The following is a 23,464-nucleotide window of genomic DNA, read 5'->3' on the forward strand; positions in this document are numbered from 1 at the left end:
TTGTCGTTTGTGATACGATGCTTACGGGGGCGAATGCCAGGCCGGAGCATCCCGGAGGAAGGTGTCAAGGTTGGAACAGACAGGTGGATGGACCAGGGTCACAGACCTGACGACGCGCCAGCAGGGGGTGAACCCCGATGCAGAACCGCTGGTCTTTGCAGCGCCGCGGATTGACCACGAGGTGCCAGGGGTTCAGTGGATGGGCCGAGTGGGACGTGCCAACGCGATCGTGCGGCTGCCGGACGCCAACATCTGGAATGGGAAGCTGGTGATTGGCGGTACGCCAGCCGTTCGCAACGAATATGCGCTCGACTGGCTGCTTGCGGACATTGTGCTGCAGCAGGGCTACGCGTTTGCGAGCTGCGACAAGGCGACGCCAGGGCTCACACTGCGCGACCCGCTGCGCTCTATGGCCGAGTGGGAGGAAGCGTACGTAGGTTTGGTGCATCACGCTCGTCATCTCGTTACGCAAGTGTACGGCCGGGCAGCAGACAAAACCTACATCGCGGGCGTCAGCAACGGCGGATACGTGGTGCGCATGATGCTGGAACGTCACCCCGCGTTGTTTGACGGCGGTGTCGAATGGGAGGGTGTCCTGTGGCTTCCCGAAGGGCGCCATCTGCTCACCACCTTGCCTGTGTATGTGCGCGATTGCCCAATTTACTGGAACTGGCGCGGAGACCGGACGGTGTCTGAACAGCACGCGGCGTTGGAGCGCCTGATGGAAGCCGGACTTGTGGAAGCGTCAAGTCTTTTCTGGCAGGAATACTTCATGACGTACTGGGTTGTCTCGTTGTGGCTGTATGGACGGTCGCTGGACCCGGAATGGAAGCCGTTCGCGCTGGCGTGGACCAACGACTGGCTGCGCGACCCAGCGGAACTTGCCGACTATCCGTGGCAGGAACGAGCCGGCGTGGTGGCACAGCGGATACGTCCGATTGCCAACACGGGCCGGCTGACGAAACCGTTGTTGTCCGTGGCTGGAAACTGGGACTGTCTCATTCCGTTCGTCCACCACGCGGCGGCCTATCATGATTTGGTTCAACGTCAGGGAGCCGGTGCGCTTCATCGCATGTACGAGATTGAAGGCGGGAACCACGTGGACGGCCTGTTGCGGGGCGACCTTCGCGGGCAGCAGCCGGTTCAGCCGTACTTTGAAGCGGCGTTGTATCATCTGGAGAACTGGGTGGAACGAGGGATGGAGCCCCCTGCTTCTGGGCGGTACAGTACGGTGGCTTCGTTTACCGACCGAGTGAAGGAACTGTTATCTGTTCATCCTTGCACAGAGAGGTGACATTTTCATGGAACAAATTCTGAGTGGGCGGGCGGCCGTCGTGACAGGCGCGGCGAGCGGCATCGGGTTCGCCATCGCCAGCGGATTGGCCCGAGCGGGGGCCAAGGTCATGGTGTCTGACCTGCGCGAGCAGGCGGCGCAGGAGGCTGCAACGCAACTTCAGGCGGACGGACTGGAAGCTGCGGCGGTGGCTGCTGATGCAAGCCAGGAGCATGACCTGGCGCATCTCGTGGATGTGACCCGAGAGACCTTTGGAACGGTCGATATTCTCGTCAACAACGCCGGCATCCAGTTTGTTGCCGACCTCGAGTCGTTCCCAACGGACAAGTTCCGGCAGATGATTGACTTGATGCTGGTGGGTCCGTTTCTGGCCATCAAGCACGTGTTTCCTGTGATGAAGAAACAGGGCTTTGGCCGCATCATCAACATCGCTTCCGTGAACGGGCTCATCGGGTTCGCCGGAAAGGCCGCCTACAATTCGGCCAAACACGGCGTGATTGGGCTCACGAAAGTGGCGGCACTGGAAGGGGCAACCTGCGGGATCACGGTAAACGCCCTCTGCCCTGGCTATGTAGACACACCGCTGGTGCGAAATCAACTGGCGGACCTCGCCAAAACACGCAATGTGCCCGTGGAGCGCGTGCTGGAAGAAGTGATTTACCCGCTGGTTCCGCAGCGCCGCCTGCTTGACCCGCGGGAAGTCGCCGATTACGCCGTGTTTCTCGCCTCTGACAAGGCGCGAAGCGTCACCGGGCAAGCGGTCGTGATGGATGGGGGGTATGTTGCACAGTGACAGGCGGGCCGGAGGCGTCCGGCCCGCCTGTCAGGCAAGGGGTTATCTTCAAAAGAAGGTTGTCTTCAGAGAACGTTGTCTTCGATGATGCGATGATTCCGCAGCAGAACGAATCAGCTGTAAACCGCTTCTCGGTAGGTCAGTCCGAGGGTTTGTGCGGTGGAGGTTTGAATTTCGTGGAACAGGTCCGGATGCTCCACCAGCGACACGCCGTAGGACGGTATCATTTCGTGGATTTTCGGCGCCCACTCGCGCACGTATTCCGGGAAACATTTTTCCAATACCTCAAGCATCACATGCACGGCCGTCGAGGCGCCCGGCGAAGCGCCAAGCAATGCGGCGATGGTCCCGTCACTGGCACAGACGACTTCTGTTCCAAATTGCAAGGTCCCTCTGCCGCCTGTCTCCGTGTCTTTGATGACCTGAACACGCTGGCCGGCGACGACGATCTCCCAATCTTCTCCCCGGGCGGTCGGGATGAACTCGCGAAGCTCCTCTACGCGTTGTTCATTCGACAGCATCAGCTGTTGGATGAGGTACTTTGTCAAGGCCATCTCCTTCAAGCCGGCTGCAAGCATCGTCAGCACGTTGCTCGGTTTCACGGAGCGAATCAAATCCCAGTTCGAGCCGGTTTTCAGGAACTTTGGCGAGAAGCCGGCAAAAGGTCCAAACAGCAGCGTCTTTTTGTTGTCGATGTATCGTGTGTCCAGGTGCGGCACCGACATCGGCGGTGCGCCGACCTTGGCTTTTCCGTACACTTTGGCATGATGCCGCTCCACCAGCTCCTGGTTCTTGCACACCATAAACAATCCGCTGACCGGGAATCCGCCAATGTGCTTCGATTCCGGAATCCCCGTCTTTTGCAGCAACGGCAAACTGCCGCCGCCGCATCCGATAAAGACAAAGCGGGCGTGGTGGGACTGCGTGACGCCGCTGTTCTGGTCGACGACTTTCACTTCCCAGGAGCCGTCGCTCGCGCGTTTGATGTCCTTGACGCTGTGTCTGTAGTGAATCTGGACGTTCTGACGTTCCAGGTGCCCAAACAGCATCCGCGTCAGTGCGCCGAAGTTGACATCCGTGCCGGTGTCAATTTTGGTCGCGGCAATCGGCTCCTTCGAGGTACGGCCCTCCATGACCAGCGGGATCCACGCTTTGATTTGGTCAGGGTCGTCGGAGAATTCCATGCCCTCAAACAGCGGATTGCTCGACAGTGCTTCAAACCGCTTCTTCAGAAACGCGACGTCGTCTTCCCCGTGCACCAGACTCATGTGCGGGATGGGCATGATGAAGTCCTGCGGGTTTTGAATCAGATCGCGCTGCACCAGGTACGACCAGAACTGCCTGGACAGCTGGAACTGTTCATTGATTTGAATCGCCTTTCGGATGTCGATCGATCCGTCCGGCTTCACGGTGGTGTAGTTGAGCTCGCACAGAGCGGAATGGCCCGTACCTGCATTGTTCCATTCATTCGAGCTCTCCTCGCCAGGCCGGTCAAGCTTCTCGAAGACTTTGATTTCCCAATCTGGAGCCAATTCTTGCAGTAAACACCCCAGGGTCGCGCTCATGATGCCAGCGCCAATCAAAATCACGTCCGTCTTGTTCTGTCGTTCGCTCATGACAAACCTTCCTCATCTCCGATATTTGCAAAACGAGCGGGCGCTCCCGCTCACGTGTCCATTGAGCAAGGCGCCAACTGGGAACATACAAGTCTATCATCATTATAACCATATCATAGTCTAGGAACGCTGGTAAAAATGTGTGAAGACTGTACGTGTTGGGAAGCCGTCACACGGCGTGCGCTCGGGGCGAAAACGAGGTGTACTTATCGCAATTCTATGTAATAATCAAACATAACACGCGACTCGAATATGCTCAGATACAAGGGGTCTGCCCTGTCAGACCTCGGTGGGAGATTCGAAAGGAGTGCACCCTTCCAACATGAAGCAGTTCTCAAAGATTCTCGTGGCCAACCGCGGTGAAATCGCGATCCGCATCTGCCGCGCCTGCACGGAACTCGGCATTCGAACTGTCGCCATCTACACGGAAGAAGACAAGCTGTCGCTGCACCGGTACAAAGCGGACGAAGCCTATCAGATTGGTGAAGGAAAAGGCCCGGTCGAAGCGTACCTCGATGTTGACAGCATCATTGAAGTGGCGCTGCGGACGGAGTGCGACGCGATTCACCCAGGCTACGGGTTCCTCTCTGAGTCCGAGGCACTGGCGAGGGCCTGTGAACGGGCCGGCATCACATTCATCGGGCCGCGGCCGGAGCACCTGGACATGTTTGGCGACAAGGTGTCGGCGCGAAAGGTTGCGATGGAAGCGCAGATTCCGGTTGTGCCGGGCTCTGACGGCCCGGTTAACCTGAACCAGGCGCGGGAATTTGCAGCGCGCATCGGGTACCCAGTGATTTTGAAAGCCGTCAGCGGCGGCGGCGGCCGCGGCATGCGCGTCGTACATCATGAGGCAGAGCTGGCGGAGGCGTTCAACCGCGCCTCGTCGGAGGCGCAAGCCTCGTTTGGATCGGCCGGAGTGTATGTTGAGAAGTACATCGATTCGCCCAAGCACATCGAGGTGCAGATTTTGGGCGACACGCACGGCAACCTCGTCCACCTGTTTGAACGGGACTGTTCGATTCAGCGGCGCCACCAGAAGGTGGTCGAGATCGCGCCCGCGCTGATTGCGCCGGCGCTTCGCGAGAAAATTTGCAGCACAGCGGTGCAGCTGATGAAACACGCCGGGTACGTGAACGCGGGAACGGTCGAGTTTCTGCTCGCCAAAAACGGGGAGTTTTACTTTATCGAAGTCAACCCGCGGGTGCAGGTGGAACACACCATCACCGAACTCATCACAGGGATTGACATTGTCCAGGCCCAGATTCGCGTGGCCGAGGGGTATCCGCTCGGCAGCGAGGAGATTGGCATTTCCACGCAGGACGACGTCCACATGCATGGGTATGCGATTCAGTGCCGCGTGACCACGGAAGACCCGGAGAACGGATTTTTGCCCGACACAGGCCGCATCATTACCTATCGTTCGGCCGCCGGGTTTGGCATCCGCCTCGACACCGGCAACGGCTTTACGGGCGCCCGCGTGCTGCCCTACTACGACTCCCTGTTGGTCAAGGTGAGCGCGTTTGGCCTCACGTTTCAGAAGGCGGCCAACAAGATGGCCCGCGCACTGCAGGAGTTCCGTATTCGCGGCGTGAAGACGAACATTCCGTTCTTATCGAACGTGATTCACCACCCCGTGTTCCTCTCTGGGCAGTGCGACGTGTCGTTCATCGACAATCATGAGGAATTGTTCCGGTTTCCGAAGCGGCTGGACCGCGCGACGAAGCTGCTCACCTACATCGCGGATGTGACGGTCAACGGCCCGGAGGGGACGGGGCCGGAACTGAAACCTGAATGGCCTGCACCCAAGGTGCCGCGGGTGCCGCTCGATGCAAAGCGACCGACGGGATCGCGCGATTTGCTGCAACAGCTCGGCGTGGACGGTTTTCTGCAGCAGGTGCGGGACGAGAAGCGGCTGTGGCTGACCGACACCACGTTCCGCGACGCCCACCAGTCCCTCCTGGCGACGCGGGTGCGGACGCGGGATTTGCTGGAAATCGCCGAGGCGACTTCCCGCATTGGCGGAAACCTGTTTTCCATGGAAGTATGGGGAGGCGCGACCTTTGACGCCAGCATGCGCTTCCTGAAAGAGGACCCGTGGGAGCGTCTGGCGTCCCTGCGCGAAGCAATTCCGAACGTGCTCTTTCAGATGCTCCTGCGCGGCGCCAATGCGGTCGGCTACAAAAACTACCCGGACAACGTGGTGCGCGCGTTCGTGCGGCAGTCCGCGGAGAGCGGCATTGATGTATTTCGCATCTTCGACAGCCTCAACTGGCTGCCAAACATGCTGACGGCCATTGAAGAGGTGCGCGGGTGCGGGAAGATTGCTGAGGCGGCGATTTGTTACACCGGGGACATTCTGGATGAGACACGGACGAAATACGACTTGAACTATTACGTGCAAATGGCGCAGGAACTGGAGCGGGCTGGCGCACACATCCTGGCCATCAAGGACATGGCCGGGTTGCTGAAGCCGTATGCAGCGAAGAAGCTGGTGCAGGTGCTGCGCGACCACATCTCCATCCCCATCCACCTGCATACCCACGACACGAGCGGCAACGGCATCGCCACCCTCCTGTCGGCGGCGGAGGCCGGGGTGGATATTGTGGATGTGGCCATCAGTTCTCTGTCGGGATCGACCTCGCAGCCGAGTTGGAACTCGCTCGCAGCCGCGCTGCAGTTCACTGACCGGGCCGTCCCGGACGACCTGCAGGACCTTGAGGTGCTGGCAGATTACTGGGCGGCGGTGCGGCGCTATTACCAGCGCTTCGAGAGTGGCTTGAATGTGCCGTCGACGGCGGTGTACCAGCATGAGATGCCAGGCGGTCAATATACCAACCTGCGCGAACAGGCTATTGCGCTCGGCATCGGCGACCGCTTTGACGAAGTCGTTCGCTCGTACCGCATGGTGAATCACCTGCTGGGCGATATTGTGAAGGTGACACCTTCCTCCAAAATGGTGGGTGACTTTGCGTTGTTCTTGGTACAGAACAACCTGGATGAAGCATCGCTGCTCGAACGGGCGGAGGAGCTGGACTTCCCGGGTTCTGTGGTGGACTATTTCATGGGCAACATGGGACAGCCGCATGGGGGATTTCCGGAACAGCTGCAGAAGGCGGTGCTGAAGGGCCGAAAGCCGCTGGCTGGGCGCCCGGGCGAACTGCTCCCGCCCGTGGACATCGCAGCGGAACAAGCTGCCCTTGAAGAAAAGATTGGGCATAAGGCTGCGCCAGAGCAGGTCATGTCCTATTTAATGTACCCGCAGGTGACGGTCGACTTGTTGATGCACCGCGAACAGTTTGGCAACCTGTCGCCGCTCGATACGCCGACGTTCTTCTATGGGATGCGGTCCGGGGAAGAAATTCGCGTTTCCATCGAAGAAGGGAAGACGCTCATCATCAAGCTGCTCTCCATTGGGGACCTGCAGCAGAACGGCAAGCGCACGGTGTTTTTCGAACTGAACGGGCAGCCGCGTGAGGTGGAGATTGTCGATCGCGCCGCACCCAAGGCAGCGGATGAGCGCCGCAAGACGACGGGGAGCCCGAAGGAAGTTGGAGCGCGCATGCCCGGCAACGTTATCTCGGTGGCCGTCCAACCCGGCGACGAGGTGACGAAGGGCAGCCTGCTCATTGTCACCGAGGCGATGAAAATGGAGATGCAGATTCAAGCGCCGATGGATGGTACGGTGAAGGACGTGTTTTGCCGGCCGGGTGACCGCGTGGAACCGGGCGATTTGCTGGTGGAATTGGCGTAGTTTCGGTGCTTCGCAGGGTGGAAGGGAGCCGCCTCTGGGGCGGCTCCTGGTGTTTCCAACGTTTTAATACTTTCGCGAATTCACCGGGGAACTTCGTTCATCATTTCTATTTTTTCTGAATTCATATAGAATAAGCGTCGACAGAATCCTTCGTTTGGATGAGGTGGTCGTATGCCAAGTATCGGTAAAATTCTGGAACGCAACGCCAACCGGAACCCGGGCAGACTGGCGTTGATTTGCGATGACCGGCGATATACGTACCGGGCGCTCGACGACGCTGTGAACCAGGCGGCGCAGGCGCTGGCAGCGCGCGGGGTTGCGCATGGCGATCGCGTCGCCATCATGGGGGCGAACAGCGACATGTTCGTGATCGCCTATTATGCTCTCCTGAAGCTGGGCGCCATTACGGTGCCGACCAACGTTCGCCTGGCGCCTCCGGAGTTGGCATTTCAGTTGGAAGACGCAGGCACACAGTTGATTCTTCACGACGCAGCGCTTCAGTCCGTCGTTTCTGCGGCGCTGCAATATGTTGCTTCTTCCGGCGGCGAAGTGCAAGCGCTTACGCTGGATGGTTCGGATGACGACACAAACTTGCGTACAGAGATGGGGCGCTGCAAGGCGGCACCGGTGGACCGGAGCGTCCGAGAAGACGACGACGCGCAGATTTTATACACGTCCGGCACCACGGGACGGCCGAAGGGCGTTCTGCTTGACCATCACCGCATCATTTGGACAGGGTTGAACATTACTTCGGGTGCCGGACTTCGCGAAGGGGAGGTCCTGTTGCATGTTGCGCCGCTCTACCACTCCGCTGAACTGAACCTGTTCCTGATGGCGGGGACGTATTTGAGCGCAACACACGTGGTCCTGCGCACGTTTGACTCTTCTGCGGTTCTGCGCGCCATGTCCCATCACCAGGTCACTGCGTTCTTTGGTGTGCCAACGATGTATCAGTTCATGCTGCGCGATGCGCTGCTCCGTGAAGTCGATTTGTCCGCCTGGCGCATCGGCATGTTCGGCGCGGCGCCGATGCCGCCATCCGTTGTGCCTCAGCTGGCGGCGGCGCTGCCTCACTTGACCCTGTATCACCTGGCGGGACTGACGGAAATGGGGCCCGGCGGCGTGCTGCTCGGCGGGGAGGAGCTGCGCCAGCACCCGGGCGCGGCTGGTCGCGCTGTGCTGAACACGGAAGCGCGCGTCGTCAATGATGCGTTTGAGGACGTACAGCCGGGCGAGGTTGGGGAACTTCTGCTGCGGGGAGAAACGCTGATGAAGGGATACTGGAACAACCCGGCGGCAACAGCTGCCACGATGCGCGACGGCTGGTTGATGACCGGGGACCTGGCCACGGTCGATGCGAACGGTCTGATCACGATGGTCGACCGCAAAAAGGACATGATTTTGACCGGTGGAATGAATGTTTATTCGGTCGAAGTTGAGAACGCCATCATCACCCACCCTGCTGTCGCGGACTGTGCGGTTGTTGGCGTACCGCATGCGGATTACGGCGAAACGGTGACTGCGGTGGTCGCCTTGCGTCCAGGAGCGAATTTGACATTGGAAGAACTGCGAGCTCATTGTTCGGCGTTCATTTCAGACTACAAAGTGCCCCGGAAGCTGGTCATTGGACCCGTGCCTCGAAATGCTTCGGGAAAAATTCTCAAGTACCAGCTTCGGGAACAACTCACAATGGAAACAGAACAGGCGCTTTAAGCGGTTGTCCGACAGAAGGCATTTTCGAAGGAATTTCGAAGTCTATTTCCTATCCTCTCCCTATACACTACACTCAGTGATGAAGCAATCTCGCAAATGATGTTGCACAAGGGGCAAGGTATTGTGAAACGACGGGGTTTACCAGGGTGGATGGCAACAAGGCAACAGCGTTCGCAGATTCGACGTTCAGAGGAAGACCGCCTGACGGACCGACGGCGGCGCACGCATCTGTTTCGTGTCAATGTGGTTTTCTCGTGCGTTTTTTTGGCGTTATCTTCGCTGATTTTCCGCTTGGGTTACTTGCAGATTACCAAAGGGGCGTATTTCAGGTCGCAGGCGAAGACCACGTCGGTGCAGAACATTCCTGTTCTCCCGGCGCGTGGGAGAATCTACGACACAAATGGGAATTTGCTCGCGTATGACGAGCCGATCTACAGCGTGTACTTTACGCGAGTGAAGAATATCAACACGTCATCCGGTGAACTGAAGAAAATTGCCGCGCTGCTGGCACCTGTATTTCATACAACCGAAGCACACGTGCTGGCGCTGCTCAATGCCGACCCGCAGTACAGCACGATTACCTTGTTTAAAAATATTACGGAGGACCAGTTGACCTTCATCAGTGAACACGCCGGACAGCTGCCTGGCGTGGATGTGCAGATGGACGGTCAGCGGGAGTACCCATACAAAGATTTGGCCGGGCAGGTATTGGGTTATGTGGGAGCGATCACGCCCCAAAACGAAGCCTATTATGTCAAGAAAAAAGGGTACAAGGAGATTCAACAGGTCGGCGTGGCGGGGCTGGAGTACGAGTACGAGAACTTGTTGCAGGGAAAAGTCGGTTATCAGCAAGTCCAGTACAGCACTGTGAACGGCTCGACCAAGCCGGTGGGCTACATCCCGCCGGTCTCGGGAGACAACCTGAAGCTGACCTTGGACGGACGGGTCCAGGCTGACACGCAGAACGCTGTGCTCCAGGCGATTCAGAATTACGAGCGGCAGAATCACCAGACCATTACGGACGCCGCTGCAGTGATGATCAACGTCAAAACCGGCGGCATCATTGCGATGGCCAGTTATCCCTATCTGGATCCGAACTGGATGGTACCCGGCGGTGACTTCACACAACATGCACAGTATCTATCCAGTTCTGGTGCGGAAATCAACAACGCCATTCAGAGCCCGCTCGACCCGGGTTCCACGGTCAAGCCCGTCAACCTGATGATTGGGCTTGAACACGGCGTCATTACGCCGAATACAGAGTTTGATGACAATGCCCCAGTCCAGATGATTGGCACCTATCCGATGAAGGAGGACGCGAGTTACGGTTGGATCAACGACATTCAAGCCATTGCCGTGTCTGACGACCGATTCTTCTACAATGTGGGGCTAGACTTAGGTCATTGGCTGGGTAGTACGCCGACCAGTGGTGGATACCCACAGGGAGGAAACTACCAGAAGTGGCTGAATACCGACTTCATCAAGGGAATTCTAGACCTTGCGCAGGGTGAGATGCGGTTCGGCCTGGGCGAACTGACAGGGATTGACCTGCCGGGTGAACAGGCAGGGAACTTCGAGATTGAAGACCTGCAGGCCGGTAAGAAGCCGACGAATGTGCAGCTGTCTGCGAAACAAATTCAACAGATTGCTGAGACGGTCAAAAAGACGGGCCAGTACGTGAACTACGGCAGTCCGTACGATTTGGCGGGCATGGCATTCGGCCAGATGCAGCAATTCACGCCGATTGAACTCTTGCAGTATGTCGCGACGATCGCGGACAACGGGAAGAAGTTGCAGCCTCACCTGCTGCAGGCCGTCTATCCGCCGGGACTCGAGCAGAGCTTGGCCAATACGAACGAAAAGCCGATTTCCACGGTCAAACCGGTGGTTCAGGCGAATTTGAAGATTAACCCGACTTACCTAAAGCTCGCGCAGGAGGGAATGTACGCGGCCTGCAACACGCCGGAGGGCACGGCGTATGACTATTTCGGAGACGCTCCGTACAAGGCGGCCGGAAAGACGGGCACCGCTGAGATCACGATGCACGGCCAGAGTGTGAACAACTCCGTGTTCATCGGGTATGCGCCGTATAATGATCCGCAGATTGCCGTCGCGGTCATGGTGCCGGGTGCAGGGTATGGTGCTGTGACTGCAGTGCCGATTGCCCGCCAGATGATGGACGACTACTTCGACGAGCACCACGAGTCCTTCATGCCGAAGAGCCAGTGGACCAACGGCAGCATCCCAGCGAACTGGACGTCATCGCCTGCGTACAAGCTGCCTGAGGAGTCGAAATAACTGTTTCTCATCGTCGGCATCCGGCCGACTTCATCCTGATGAATCTCCATGCACAGATACTTGTACGCGGAAAACCTGCCAAAGTGGTCTATACTGGGGGAAATCGCAGGTGCCATGGGAGGGTGGTCATGAGCAGCGGTTTCCTCTTTCTTTTCGTTCTGCTGTCACTGGTCCTTCATAATCCATTGCTTGCCGTGATTGTCATCGTGATTGTGTACTACTTGGTCGATCGCCGCTTCATCGGACTCACACCGAATCTGTTGAAGCCGGTGCGAACGCAGATGCGCATCTCGCGGCTGCATCGCGAGATTCTGGAAAACCCGCACGACGCGCCGGCACGGTACGACTTGGCCAGGCTCTACATCGGACACGGTGCGTACAATCGGGCACTGCGGCTGCTGCAGGAATTGCCGCCGTCCATGCAGGAGGCTGCCGATGTGCAAACCGACTGGGGCATTTGTCAACTGCACCTGGGTGAGTGCGCCGCCGGAGAACAACGGATTCTGAACGCCTTGTCCAAGGAACCAAAACTGCGCTACGGCGAGCCCTACCTTGAGATGGCCGCCGTGTTCGCGCCGTCTGACCCGAAGAAGGCGCTCCACTACCTGAACGTGTTTCAGTCGTATAATGCGTCGTCGTGCGAGTCGGAATATCGTCTGGCCAAGCTGTTCTTGTTGTTTGACAATCCTGCCGCGGCACGGGAGGCGCTGCGCCGCTGCATTCAAACGTATCGCATGCTGCCGAGGTTCCGCAAACGCGTCGAACGCCGTTGGGCGCTGCTGGCCCGCTGGCGGCTGCTGCTGGTTCGATAACACGCATCTTCATCGTATCATTACACAATCTACGCAAAATATTTATAGAGCATTTGCTACAATATAGACCAAATCCCTGCTTCCGTCGGACCAGTCTCTCGCAGTACATGTCCCTGCAGGAAGGACGAACATCATGCATGCATCAACCACTTCCGGTCGTCTTCCGAATCTGCTGATGGAGGGTGTCCAAGCGTACACTTTGGGACACGCTTCTGCTGTGTCTGGAATGGTGTCGTTTTTGTACATCGATATTGTCGGTTTTAGTCGATTCGAGCAGGGCTATGGCATGGAATCGTGCAATCGCATCCTCGCCATCGCTTCTGGTGTCTTGCTGGAACAACTTGCGGGACATGCCTTGCCGTGGCCGAACGCCGAGGCACTCCATGTCTTTGACGATGGTTTCGTGATTTTTATCCCATATGCCGTTTCTTGGGAACATCACTCCAGAGTCATCCACGAGTTCGTGACGAACGTGGAGTACATCGTGAATGAACGGGCTGGTCTGAACGGGGCTTCGTCCCTTCAACTGCGCTACGGACTTTCTCCATCCACTCGACTTGACCCGGAGAACTTGAGTACCCAATTTTATGAGTTAATCGCGTTGGCTGGGAGACGGGCTCGCAGGCATTCAGGCTCGGTACCGCCATTTATCATGACGGAACTGCATCACGTCGTGCAAACCAACGGAATCAGAATTCATTACCAGCCGATTGTCCATTTGGAGTCTCAGTCCATCATCGGTTGGGAAAGCCTGGCACGCGGTCCTGCCGGGTCTGGACTGGAACGACCTGTAAATCTGTTTGACTACGCCGAGCGAGCGGGGTATTTGCTCGATGTTGAACGACTGTGCAGGAACCAGGCCATCCATTCTGCCAGCGTTTATCCGGGAACCAAGCTGTTCATCAATGTCTCGCCCAACATTCTGTCCGACCCAGCCTTTCATCACGGAGAGACGCGTGAGGTGATTGACGCGGCAGGACTGGAACCTAGTCAAATTGTCTTCGAAATTACCGAGCATCACGCGATTCACGACTATAGTTCGTTCCTGCAGCTCGTCGCACATTACCGCGACCAAGGCTACAAAATCGCAATCGATGATGTGGGGGCTGGGTATTCAGGGCTTGTCACCTTGATGCAAGTCAAACCGGATTTCGTTAAAATTGATATGGAATTGATACGAAACATCCATCTTGACCGTACGAAGCAGGATATTGTCCGCGCGATTTGCCACATCAGCAACGGCTTTTCAGGCACAGTGATTGCCGAAGGGATTGAAACGTCCGAAGAGTTGGATTGTATACAGGCCTGCGGAGTACCGTGCGGCCAAGGCTTTCTGCTTGGGCGACCGGGGCCAGAGACGTCGTTTGACGTTCCATTCCGCACGGCATCCGGCCAGCGCTTCGCTGAACAATCCAGGCTGCGTGTCTCGCGTTGATTAGGGGGGAGACCATGCCGGATCCCGACTTATGTCCACATTTCGAAAAGCCAAGGTTGACTGAACAGGACGATGACATCGAGTTCCTGCATTTGATGGACAGGGCACCGGAATGGGTGCGGTATCGACCTGTGCGGTATCTGAGTACTGGGCAGTTGCACGGGTACTACGTTCATGTCTGCCTGCCCCAGGGCGCCGGTTTCGACACGCTCGAATCCTTGATTGCGAACGCGGAACAGACAGGCCGTCTCCGCACGCTGCATCAAGCCGTTTGGCAGGAAGCAATGGGGTCTTTTCAGTCGTTTCCCCGACAGGTCGTTTTGTTTTTGCATGTGTATGGAAGCGCAGGGTTGGGGCTGGACCCTGCCCAATTGGAGTCCTTGCAGCAGCAGACGCAGGAGACGCTGGTGCAAGTCGTTTTCGAGCTGTCCCCGACGTTTGCCGGTGATTTCGAGGTGTTGGCGGGAGAGGTCAGCGAAGTCCGAAAGTATGGCTTCAAGGTGTGCATGAAAAGCTCGTGGAACGGCTACCCATGGCCGTTGGCGATCGCCCGCTTGCACCCGGACTATGTCAAAGCTGACGCAATTTTAACGAGAGGCGCGAGTGCCAATCACACGCAGGTAATTGCGCTGGAAACCCTGGTGGAGCTGGCCAGAAAACTGAATTGCCATGTGATTGTGGAGGGCTTAGACCAGGAAGCCGACCTGAAGCTGACGATGGGACTCGGGGCACAGTTTGGAACAGGGGAATTGCTCGGACCGCTTGAGCAGGGTCACACCGTTCATGCCGGGCAAGTCCAGCAGCACATCCAGGCGCAGATTGGAAGAATGTTTGCGCAGTACCATGGTTATGTGCCTGCGAAGGCGGGACTGGAGAAAATTGTACGGCCTGTGAAAACCGTGCATGAAGGGACCCGGGTGGAAGAGGTCGTCCATTATCTGAACGCGTCCGCCCTGGAATCTGGGGTTGTGGTTACGCGCGGCAATGAACCGGTGGGACTGGTGATTCGAGAGCGCCTGTTTCAACGCCTGGCGACCAAGTACGGGTATTCCTTGTTTGGCAACAAGGCCATTTCCCGGCTGATGGAACGGGATCCACTCGTGCTTGAAATTGATACGCCGCTTGAGACTGTCTCCCGGCTGGCGATGGCGCGCAAGTATGAACACGTGTACGATTTGGTCATTGTGACGCGTTTGGGCCAACTGGTTGGCGTGGTCACGGTGCAGGACATTCTGAATGCGGTCACCAGTGCGCAGATTGAGCTGGCCCGCGATGCGAATCCGTTGACAGGATTGCCGGGGAACCGGCGCATCGAGCAGGAAATTCTGTGGAGGCTCAGTAGTGGACGGGCGTTCACCATCATCTATACCGACTTGGATTATTTCAAGTGGTTTAATGACCGGTTTGGGTTTCAGAAGGGTGACCTCGTCATCGGCTACACTGCTCAGGTGCTGAAGGATTCCGCAGCGGCGTTTGGCTTTCCGGGTGACTTTGTCGGACACATCGGCGGCGATGACTTCATCCTCATTACAGAAACGGACGATGTCGAACAGCTTTGCAGTGACATTATCGAACGTTTTGAAGAAGGTGTAACGCAGTATTACCCCAATGGGGCGCACGGGACAGAGGACTTTGACATCACCGACCGTCACGGCCAGAGGGTTCACTCGAATGGATTGTCCATCTCCTTGTCTGTGTTGGAGTGCCGGGAATACAATCGGACAACCACGTCACTGGAATTGATTTCAGAAGAAGCCGGAGAGTTGAAAAAGCGGGCGAAAAACACGTTCGGCAGTGTCTATGTCAGAGGCGCTTTGTCTGACACCAACGCCGCGATTGAATAACGGCTGATTTCAGGTTGAATCATCCAGGTTGAACAACGGTTGATTTGAACTTGTCATTGGGATGTCACGAGCAGATAGTGACCGGCCCCTGCGGGTGTGGTATGCTTTTGCAATATATAGAGAATTGGGAGAGGAGCTGCACCCGGATGTACCGGTCCCAAACAACTTCTGACCGTCACGCTCCATCAGGCGGGGCACTCGACTATGCCTCGATTCTCCGCGCCTATGATGTGGTGCGAGAGGTGACTGTGGATACCCCGCTTCAGCGCAATCCTATCCTGTCGGATCGTTACAATTGCAACGTCTTTCTCAAGCGCGAAGACCTCCAGCGTGTTCGGTCCTTCAAACTTCGCGGCGCGTACAACTTTCTGCGCCACATCCCTGCTGAACAGCTGGAGCGAGGCGTGGTGTGTGCCAGCGCGGGCAATCACGCGCAAGGGGTTGCGTACTCCTGCCGCCACCTGAACGTGCGAGGCACCATTTTCATGCCCACCACAACGCCCAGACAGAAGGTAAATCAAGTCGCGCGGTTTGGCGGTGACTTTGTCACCATTCAGTTGATGGGTGACACGTTTGACGATGCATTCGCTGCCGCGATGGACTATTGTACGCGCGAACAATTGACGTTCGTGCACCCCTTTGACGACCCGCTCATCGCGGCCGGTCAGGGCACCATCGCAATTGAGATTGTCCGTGACATGGCGGAGCTGGGCGAAACGGCAGATTACGTGTTTACGGCCATTGGCGGGGGCGGACTCGCCTCCGGCATTGGCACCTACCTGCGGCAGGCGAGCCCAGTCACCCGTCTGATTGGCGCCGAGCCTGCTGGCGCGCCGTCGATGAAGCGGTCGCTGGAAGCCAAGCAAGTCGTGGTGTTGGACGAGATCGACAAATTTGTGGACGGGGCCGCGGTCAAGCAAGTGGGGCAGTTGACGTTTGAGGTCTGTAAAACGGCACTGCACGACGTGGTGGTGGTACCGGAAGGGAAAATTTGTTCGACCATTCTCGAGTTGTACAACGAAAACGCGATTGTGGCGGAGCCGGCGGGCGCAATGCCCATCGCGGCGCTTGACGAATATCGTGACCAAATCATCGGCAAGAATGTCGTCTGCGTGCTCAGCGGGGGGAACAACGACATTGACCGCATGCAGGAAATCAAAGAGCGTTCCCTGATTTACGAGGGCCTGATGCACTACTTTATCATTCACTTTCCTCAGCGTGCGGGCGCGCTGCGAGAATTCATCGACCTCGTGGTGGGACCGGACGACGACATCACACGGTTCGAATATACCAAGAAGAACAACAAGGAAAACGGCCCGGCGCTGGTCGGCATTGAGTTGAAGCAGCGGGACGATTACGGTCCGTTGATTGCGCGGATGGAGAAGTACGGAATTCAGTACAGCGAAATCAACAAGGACCCGTCGCTGTTTCAACTATTGATTTAAACGAATGGACGGCATCGACGGTTCGGACCGGCTGTGTTCGCTTCGTTGTGTTCACGTAAAGGAGTGTAAAGCTTGACGGAAGAAAAGAAGCACGAGATTCTGCGGCTCCTTCATACCAATTCAAGGCTCTCCACAGAGGCGATTGCCACGATGTTGGGTGAGTCTCCAGAGGCCGTGTCAGAAGTCATCAAGACGTATGAGGAAGAACGCGTCATTCTCCGCTATTCCGCCGTGGTGGACTGGGACAAGGTGGAGTCGGGGCGTATCACGGCCGTGATCGACGTGAAGGTCGTCCCGCAGCGGGAGGTGGGGTTTGACGCGATTGCCGAGCGCATCTACCGCTTCCCCGAAGTGAAGTCGGTGTACTTGATGTCCGGCGCATATGACCTGCAGGTGATTGTGGAGGGGTACGACATCAAGGAAGTTTCGCGCTTTGTGTCGGAGCGCCTGGCGACGATTGAGAACGTGAATTCGACGACCACACACTTCATGCTGAAAACGTATAAAGAGGCCGGCGTGATTTTTGATGATGGCGAAGGCGACCGACGGCTGGTGATTTCGCCGTGATGGACATTCGGCAACGACTTTCGCCGGTGGTGCGCGACTTGCCGCCGTCTGGCATCCGGCGTTTCTTTGACTTGGCCTCGCAAATGGACGACGTGATTTCCCTCGGCGTCGGTGAGCCTGACTTTGTCACGCCGTGGCATATTCGAGAGGCATCGTTGTACGCGCTGGAGAGAGGTTTTACGACATATACGTCAAACCGTGGTCTGCCGCAGTTGTGCGAGGCCATCGCGGACCATTTGACACGGTACGCATTGTCCTACGACCCGGCTCGCGAGGTTCTGGTGACGGTCGGAGGCAGCGAGGCGATTGACCTCGCGTTTCGGGCGCTCATCTGCCCAGGAGATGAAGTCCTGCTGCCGGTCCCGACGTACGTGTCCTATCGGCCGTGCGCGCTGTTGGCGGGGGCGGTGGTGCGGGATGTGCCGACGTATGCCGAGGATGGGTTCCGGCTGACCGCAGAGATGCTCCGCCGGTTCATCACGCCTGCCAGCAAGGTGCTGGTGCTGTGCTATCCGAACAACCCGACGGGTGCCATCATGACGCGGGAAGATTTGGAGAGCGTGGCGCGGGTCGTGATCGACAACGATTTGTTGGTGATTTCAGACGAGATTTACGCGGACCTGACGTATGGACGCGAGCATGCAAGCATCGCGGCGATTTCAGGCATGAAAGAACGGACGGTCGTGGTGAGCGGTTTGTCGAAAGCCTACGCGATGACGGGCTGGCGGATTGGTTACGTGGCTGCGCCGGAAGAGATTCTGGAGCCCATGCTCAAGATTCACCAGTATACGGCGTTGTGCGCGCCGAGTATGAGCCAGATGGCGGCGCTCGAAGCCTTTCGCAATGGTGAGCAGGAAAAGCAGAAGATGGTGGAGAGCTATGACCGGCGGCGCAGGCTGATTGTGGAGGGGTTCAACCGGATTGGCATCCCTTGCCACGCTCCGCAAGGCGCGTTTTACGCGTTCCCGGACATTCGTCCCACTGGCCTGACATCGCAAGCCTTTGCGGAGGCGTTGTTGCAGCAGATGAAGGTGGCTGTGATACCGGGCGACGTCTTTGGCGAGACCGGCGAGGGTTTCATCCGCTGCTCCTATGCGACGTCGGCGACGCAGATTCAGATGGCCATTGAGCGGATCGGCGAATTTGTGCATGGGTTGCTGCGGTAGCCGGGACCGCCGCGGCCGGCTGGCTCGTCTGCGGCCTGGGTCAGTGCCGCAGCGCGTCCAAGGCCAGGGCCAGCGCGCCGCGAACGCCTGCGAAATCGCCGAGTCCAGGCGCGGTGATGAATGGGTCCAGCGCTGCCTCAGAGACGCCAGGATGCTGGAGGTAGCCGCCGAGTAGCGTTTGGACTTGACGTCGGATGTCCGTGTACAACGCCGTGTGCTTCATGACGCCGCCGCCGAGAATGATGCGCTGCGGCGAGACGGTCAGCATCAGGTTCACCACCGCTTGCGCGAGGTAGTACGCCTCCAGCCGCCAGGCCGGATGGTCGTCCGGCAGGTGCTCGGCAGGCGTTCCCCACCGCGCGGCGAGGGCGGGTCCGGCTGCGAGTCCTTCGAGACAGTCTTGATGATACGGGCAGTGACCTGCGAAGGGGTCATCCGGATGGCGCCGAACGAGCAGGTGCCCGACTTCCGGGTGCATGCTGCCGTGCACGCGCCGGCCCTCCACGAGCAAGCCGCCGCCGATCCCGGTCCCGACCGTGAGGTAGGCGACGGTATGCAGCCCTTTCGCCGCACCCCACCGGGCTTCTCCAAGGACTGCAGCGTTGACGTCCGTGTCAAGCCCAACTGGGACGGGAAAGCGTGCCTGGAACGTGTCCAGAAGCGGGAACCCCTGCCACGCCAGTTTGGGTGTCGATGTCAGGCGGCCGTAGGACGAGCGCTCGGGGTTCAGGTCCAGCGGGCCAAACCACCCCAGTCCCAGTGCCGCAATCGGATGTTCCGCAAAAAACGAGAAGACGGCATTCAGCGTCTCCGTGGGATTGGATGTTGCGATGACCTTGTGTTCCAGCAGCTCGCCATGCTCGTTGCCGATGCCGCAAACGACCTTCGTTCCCCCTGCTTCCACCCCGCCAATCAGCATCGCATCATGTCCTCCCTCAGACAATCTCCCATAGTGAAATTGTAATCAAACGACGCATGCGCTGCGAGGGGTCTGCCGCATTCAGTTCGTTTCGCTGCCTTCCTCTCGAAGCGCACGAGCGAGTTCTGACCGCACGATTTTTCCGGCAGCGTTGCGCGGCAGTTTCATGCAGCTGAACATCGCTCGAGGCCGCTTGTAGCCGGGCAGGTGCTGGAGGAGAAATTGCCGCAGGGGCTCCATCTCCGCATCGCGATTTGCCACATCGTCCTCCCACACGACGGCACATGCAGGCACTTCGCCAAGACGTGCGTCCGGCAATGCGAACACACACACTTCGCGCACCCCTGGATACGTGAGCACGACTTGTTCGATCTCGCTCGGATACACATTCACACCGCCGCAGATGATGAGGTCTGACGCGCGCCCGGTGACGTGCAGATGACCGTGATCGTCGAGGTACCCACTGTCACCCGGCGCGAGCCAGCCATCGGGGCGCTTGATTTGTCTTTCCAACGCCTTGTCACGCGGTACGCGGAAGACTACGCGGTTGGCATCCTGTGACGGGTCAGGGTGTGTGAACGATCCGGCGTATCCGGCAAACCCAAGGCCGCTCTTGACCTGAATCTCTCCGTTCACGACGCGGACTTGCGCCGGAAAAAACGGACGTCCGACAGAAGAAGCGCGCGACATGTCGTCAACGCAAGCAGCGCGCGCGGCACTGCCCGAGTCTGCGTTCGGCACAAAAGGCTCGTCGGTTCTGGCGTCATCGGGCGACAACACAGACACGAATCCGACTTCCGAAGACCCGAAGTACTCGTAGAGCCGCGCGCCGGGGTACGCTTTTTCCCATGCCCGCCGGATCGACAGCGACATCTTGTCACCTGCTGTAACGCAGGTGAGGGAGCGGCCGGTGGACCACTGCGGGTTGCCAGAGACGGCATCAACCACGTCCCGGTACATGGTGGGCACCATGAAGAGGGCGTTGATGTCGGATTCGGCCAGGCGGCGCGCGGTCCACGCGGCGTCGAATCTGCGGGTGGTTTCCACCGTGCCGCCGATGAACAGGATGTGAAGTGCTGCGATGAGCGACGCCGAGTAGCAAAATGGCCCAGGGATCAGCATCACTGCGTCGGAACGCAGACCGAACTCCAGCGTCATGCCGAAAAAGCTTTCGGTCCAGGATTTGTGCGTGCGCAAAATCCCCTTGGGCGCACCCGTGGTACCCGATGACCAGCCAAGGTAGAAAAGATCGTCGTCGGTCAAGGGTGCGTCGCAGCGGTCCTCGTTTCGCAGGGGCGGGCGACTGGCGGCGGCTTTGCGCTGAACATCCACCTGGATGCCGTGTGCGTCCTCCGTGATGACGCACCAGGGTACCATTTTGTCGAACAGCCGCTCGTTCTCCCGGTCAGGCAGGCGCGGGTTCATTGGTGCCACAACGAAGCCGGCATGGGCGAGACCAAGGAACAGCGTCAAATACGTGATGCTGTTCTCCAGGAGCAAGGCTGCCACATCGCCGCGCTGCCCGCCCATGGCGCGAAATCTCCTGCCCGCCTCCGTGACGGCATTCGCCAATTCGCCGTAGGTGCACGACGATGCGCCCATTCGAATCGCGACTTTCGCCGGATCACGCCCGGCTTGCCAGAACACGCCATCCGCGATGCGCATTTACAGGGTCACCCGCTCCCACAAGGCGGCGATGCCCAGGCCCCCGCCGACACCCATGGTGGTGAGGCCATACCGTCCGTGCCGTCGAATGAGTTCATGGAACAGGTGTGTCACGAGGAGTGCACCGGACGCTCCATACGGATGTCCGAGGGCGATGGCGCCGCCGTTGACATTCATGCGGTCGAATGGGATGTTCAGCTCATACATGCACGCGAGTACCTGCGAGGCGAATGCCTCGTTGAATTCGATGAGGTCCATCTCGTCCATCGTGACGGATTGACGGTGGAACAACTTCTGCACGGCAGGAATGGGGCCAATGCCCAGGAGGTTCGGGTCAACGCCAGTGACCACGCAGTCCACGTAACGAAGTCCCGTTGAAAAGCCAAGCTCGCGGGCGGCACGTACGGACAACAGCAGTACGATGCTGGCGCCGTCATTGATGCTGCACGCATTGCCCGCTGTAACGGTCCCGTCTTTTACGAACACCGGGGGGAGGCGGCGCAGCTTGTCCAGGCTGGTGTCCACGCGCGGGCCTTCGTCAACCGTAAACCAGCCTCCGCAAGGCGTCTCCACAGGCACAATTTCAGCTGTAAACACCCCAGTCTGCTGGGCTGCAACGGCCCTCTGGTGGCTGGCGAGCGCCAGTTCATCCTGCGCGTCGCGGCTGATGTGGTACGCTCGGGCGACGTTCTCGGCGGCGACACCCATGTCGGGATCGCCAATGGTATCTGGTGAGAAACGGGCCCGCTCGTACACGCGCGGACTTTGGCGGTAAGGGTTCTGCGGCTTCTCCAATTTCCATGGCGCTCGGCTGGAACTTTCCACGCCGCCAGCAAGATAGATGTCTCCGTGTCCGGATTGGACTTCCTGGGCCGCCAGATGAATCGCCTGCAGGCCAGAGCCGCACTGCATGTCGACGGTGTATCCGGGCACGGAGAGGGGTAGCCCGGCCGTCAAGGCGGACAACCGGGCCACGTTGCCACCGGGACCCACCACGTTGCCGAGGATGACCTGGTCGATGCGCTCCGGATTGACCTGCGCCCCACGCACGAGGTCTTGGAGAACGGTGCCCGCGAGGTGTTCAACGGGCACCTCGCGTAATCCACCGCCAACTTTGCCCACCGCTGTACGTTTGGCGGCAACGACAATCGCGTCGTGTTCCTGCAGCACGACCATCACAGCCCGCTCTGTCCAATGCGTGCAAAATGTTCGCGCGCGGTGGACAACATCTCTTCGAACAGTTCCGCGACGGTCGGCACGTTGTGGATGAGTCCCATCGACTGACCTGCCCAGGCAAACCCTTCATCCAGCTGACCCTCGATGATGGCGTGCCGGTTTCGCTCACCCGAGATGAACGGCCACAACCGTTCCATCGTGGTGCCGCGTGCTTCTTCTTCCAGGATTTTTTCGACCCACGGCGAGGGTAACACGCGGCCCGGCATGCCGAGCGACCGTTTGATGATGACCGTCTCGTCCTCCCTGCCTCGCACCAGCGCCTCCTTGTAGGCTTCATGGGCAATGCACTCCTTGGTCGCAATGAAGCGGGTGCCCATTTCGATGCCTTCGGCACCCAGCGCGAGGGCGGCCAGGAGCCCCCGTCCGTCTGCGATCCCGCCGCTGGCGATGACGGGAATGTTCACGGAATCCACGACGCGGGGGATGAGGACGATGGTGCCCGTGTCAGCGCGGCCGATGTGTCCGCCGCCCTCCTGTCCAACCGCCATCACAGCGTCCGCGCCCAGCGACTCCGCCTTTTGGGCCTGGCGAACCGAACCGATGAGAACGAGCTTTTTAATCGATGTGTCCGCGAGACGCTTGAGGATGGGTTCGGGGTTTCCGGCAGTCAGCGATACGGCTGCGACCCCTTCTTCCACCACCACGTCCACAAACTCCTCGACCGATTTGTGCTGGCTGATGGCAATGTTGACACCAAACGGCCGGTTTGTGGCGGCTTTTGTCTTGCGAATCTCTGTCCGAAGTTCGTCCGCACTGCGAAGAGACGTGGCCGTGATTTGCCCGAGTCCGCCGGCGTTCGATACTGCGGAGGCAAGTTCAGAATAGGCGAGGTTTGCGAGACCACCTTGAACAATGGGGACTTCGATACCGAGGAGCTCGGTGACGCGTGTTTTCAATCCTCTCACATCCT

At 58.5% G+C, this 23,464-nt stretch carries 16 protein-coding genes; 11 read left to right on the forward strand and 5 right to left on the reverse strand.

The window, feature by feature from the left end; translation table 11 throughout:
- Positions 1–70 precede the first annotated feature (70 nt).
- Complete coding sequence (locus JI721_RS10835) at positions 71–1,294, forward strand: alpha/beta hydrolase family protein (RefSeq protein WP_274454902.1); 1,224 nt, start codon at positions 71–73, stop codon at positions 1,292–1,294.
- A gap of 19 nt (positions 1,295–1,313) precedes the next feature.
- Positions 1,314–2,087, forward strand: coding sequence for a 3-hydroxybutyrate dehydrogenase (locus JI721_RS10840; protein ID WP_274457811.1), 774 nt, complete (start codon positions 1,314–1,316; stop codon positions 2,085–2,087).
- 113 nt (positions 2,088–2,200) lie between these two features.
- On the opposite strand, the gene JI721_RS10845 is transcribed toward JI721_RS10840, so the two are convergent.
- The gene (locus JI721_RS10845; protein ID WP_274454903.1) at positions 2,201–3,703 is read right to left on the reverse strand and encodes a malate:quinone oxidoreductase; all 1,503 of its coding nucleotides are present in this window, start codon (positions 3,701–3,703) and stop codon (positions 2,201–2,203) included.
- Positions 3,704–4,025: 322 nt separating this feature from the next.
- On the opposite strand from JI721_RS10845, the gene JI721_RS10850 reads away from it, so the two are divergent.
- The 9 genes from JI721_RS10850 (at position 4,026) to JI721_RS10890 (ending at position 18,734) form a co-directional block, all read left to right on the forward strand.
- Entirely contained in the window at positions 4,026–7,454 is a 3,429-nt protein-coding gene (locus tag JI721_RS10850; RefSeq protein WP_274454904.1) for a pyruvate carboxylase, read from the forward strand.
- Between the two features lie 171 nt (positions 7,455–7,625).
- On the forward strand, positions 7,626–9,167 hold the full coding sequence (locus JI721_RS10855; protein ID WP_274454905.1) for a class I adenylate-forming enzyme family protein: 1,542 nt from the start codon (positions 7,626–7,628) through the stop codon (positions 9,165–9,167).
- Positions 9,168–9,317: 150 nt separating this feature from the next.
- Positions 9,318–11,465 carry a peptidoglycan D,D-transpeptidase FtsI family protein gene (locus JI721_RS10860; RefSeq protein ID WP_274454906.1) on the forward strand — a complete coding sequence of 716 codons (2,148 nt, stop codon included), beginning with the start codon at positions 9,318–9,320 and terminating at the stop codon, positions 11,463–11,465.
- A gap of 128 nt (positions 11,466–11,593) precedes the next feature.
- A complete protein-coding gene (locus JI721_RS10865; protein WP_274454907.1) occupies positions 11,594–12,277 on the forward strand; it encodes a tetratricopeptide repeat protein in 684 nt (227 codons plus the stop codon).
- 133 nt (positions 12,278–12,410) lie between these two features.
- Entirely contained in the window at positions 12,411–13,712 is a 1,302-nt protein-coding gene (locus tag JI721_RS10870) for an EAL domain-containing protein (protein WP_274454908.1), read from the forward strand.
- Positions 13,713–13,726: 14 nt separating this feature from the next.
- Entirely contained in the window at positions 13,727–15,556 is a 1,830-nt protein-coding gene (locus tag JI721_RS10875; protein WP_274454909.1) for a GGDEF domain-containing protein, read from the forward strand.
- A 146-nt stretch (positions 15,557–15,702) separates the two neighbouring features.
- Entirely contained in the window at positions 15,703–17,001 is a 1,299-nt protein-coding gene (gene ilvA, locus JI721_RS10880) for a threonine ammonia-lyase IlvA (protein ID WP_274454910.1), read from the forward strand.
- Between the two features lie 72 nt (positions 17,002–17,073).
- On the forward strand, positions 17,074–17,568 hold the full coding sequence (locus tag JI721_RS10885; RefSeq protein ID WP_274454911.1) for an Lrp/AsnC family transcriptional regulator: 495 nt from the start codon (positions 17,074–17,076) through the stop codon (positions 17,566–17,568).
- The gene (locus JI721_RS10890; protein WP_274454912.1) at positions 17,568–18,734 is read left to right on the forward strand and encodes an aminotransferase class I/II-fold pyridoxal phosphate-dependent enzyme; all 1,167 of its coding nucleotides are present in this window, start codon (positions 17,568–17,570) and stop codon (positions 18,732–18,734) included. The genes JI721_RS10885 and JI721_RS10890 overlap by 1 nt, the downstream gene beginning before the upstream one ends.
- Before the next feature lie 40 nt (positions 18,735–18,774).
- On the opposite strand, the gene JI721_RS10895 is transcribed toward JI721_RS10890, so the two are convergent.
- The 4 genes from JI721_RS10895 to JI721_RS10910 form a co-directional block, all read right to left on the reverse strand.
- On the reverse strand, positions 18,775–19,653 hold the full coding sequence (locus JI721_RS10895; RefSeq protein WP_274454913.1) for an ROK family protein: 879 nt from the start codon (positions 19,651–19,653) through the stop codon (positions 18,775–18,777).
- Positions 19,654–19,734: 81 nt separating this feature from the next.
- Positions 19,735–21,318, reverse strand: a complete 1,584-nt coding sequence (locus JI721_RS10900) for a class I adenylate-forming enzyme family protein (protein WP_274454914.1) — start codon at positions 21,316–21,318, stop codon at positions 19,735–19,737.
- Positions 21,319–22,494 carry a thiolase family protein gene (locus JI721_RS10905; RefSeq protein WP_274454915.1) on the reverse strand — a complete coding sequence of 392 codons (1,176 nt, stop codon included), beginning with the start codon at positions 22,492–22,494 and terminating at the stop codon, positions 21,319–21,321.
- Positions 22,494–23,450, reverse strand: coding sequence for an NAD(P)H-dependent flavin oxidoreductase (locus JI721_RS10910; protein WP_274454916.1), 957 nt, complete (start codon positions 23,448–23,450; stop codon positions 22,494–22,496). The genes JI721_RS10905 and JI721_RS10910 overlap by 1 nt, the downstream gene beginning before the upstream one ends.
- Between the last annotated feature and the right edge of the window lie 14 nt (positions 23,451–23,464).

It is taken from the genome of Alicyclobacillus cycloheptanicus (assembly GCF_028751525.1).
GTDB lineage: Bacteria > Bacillota > Bacilli > Alicyclobacillales > Alicyclobacillaceae > Alicyclobacillus_L > Alicyclobacillus_L cycloheptanicus.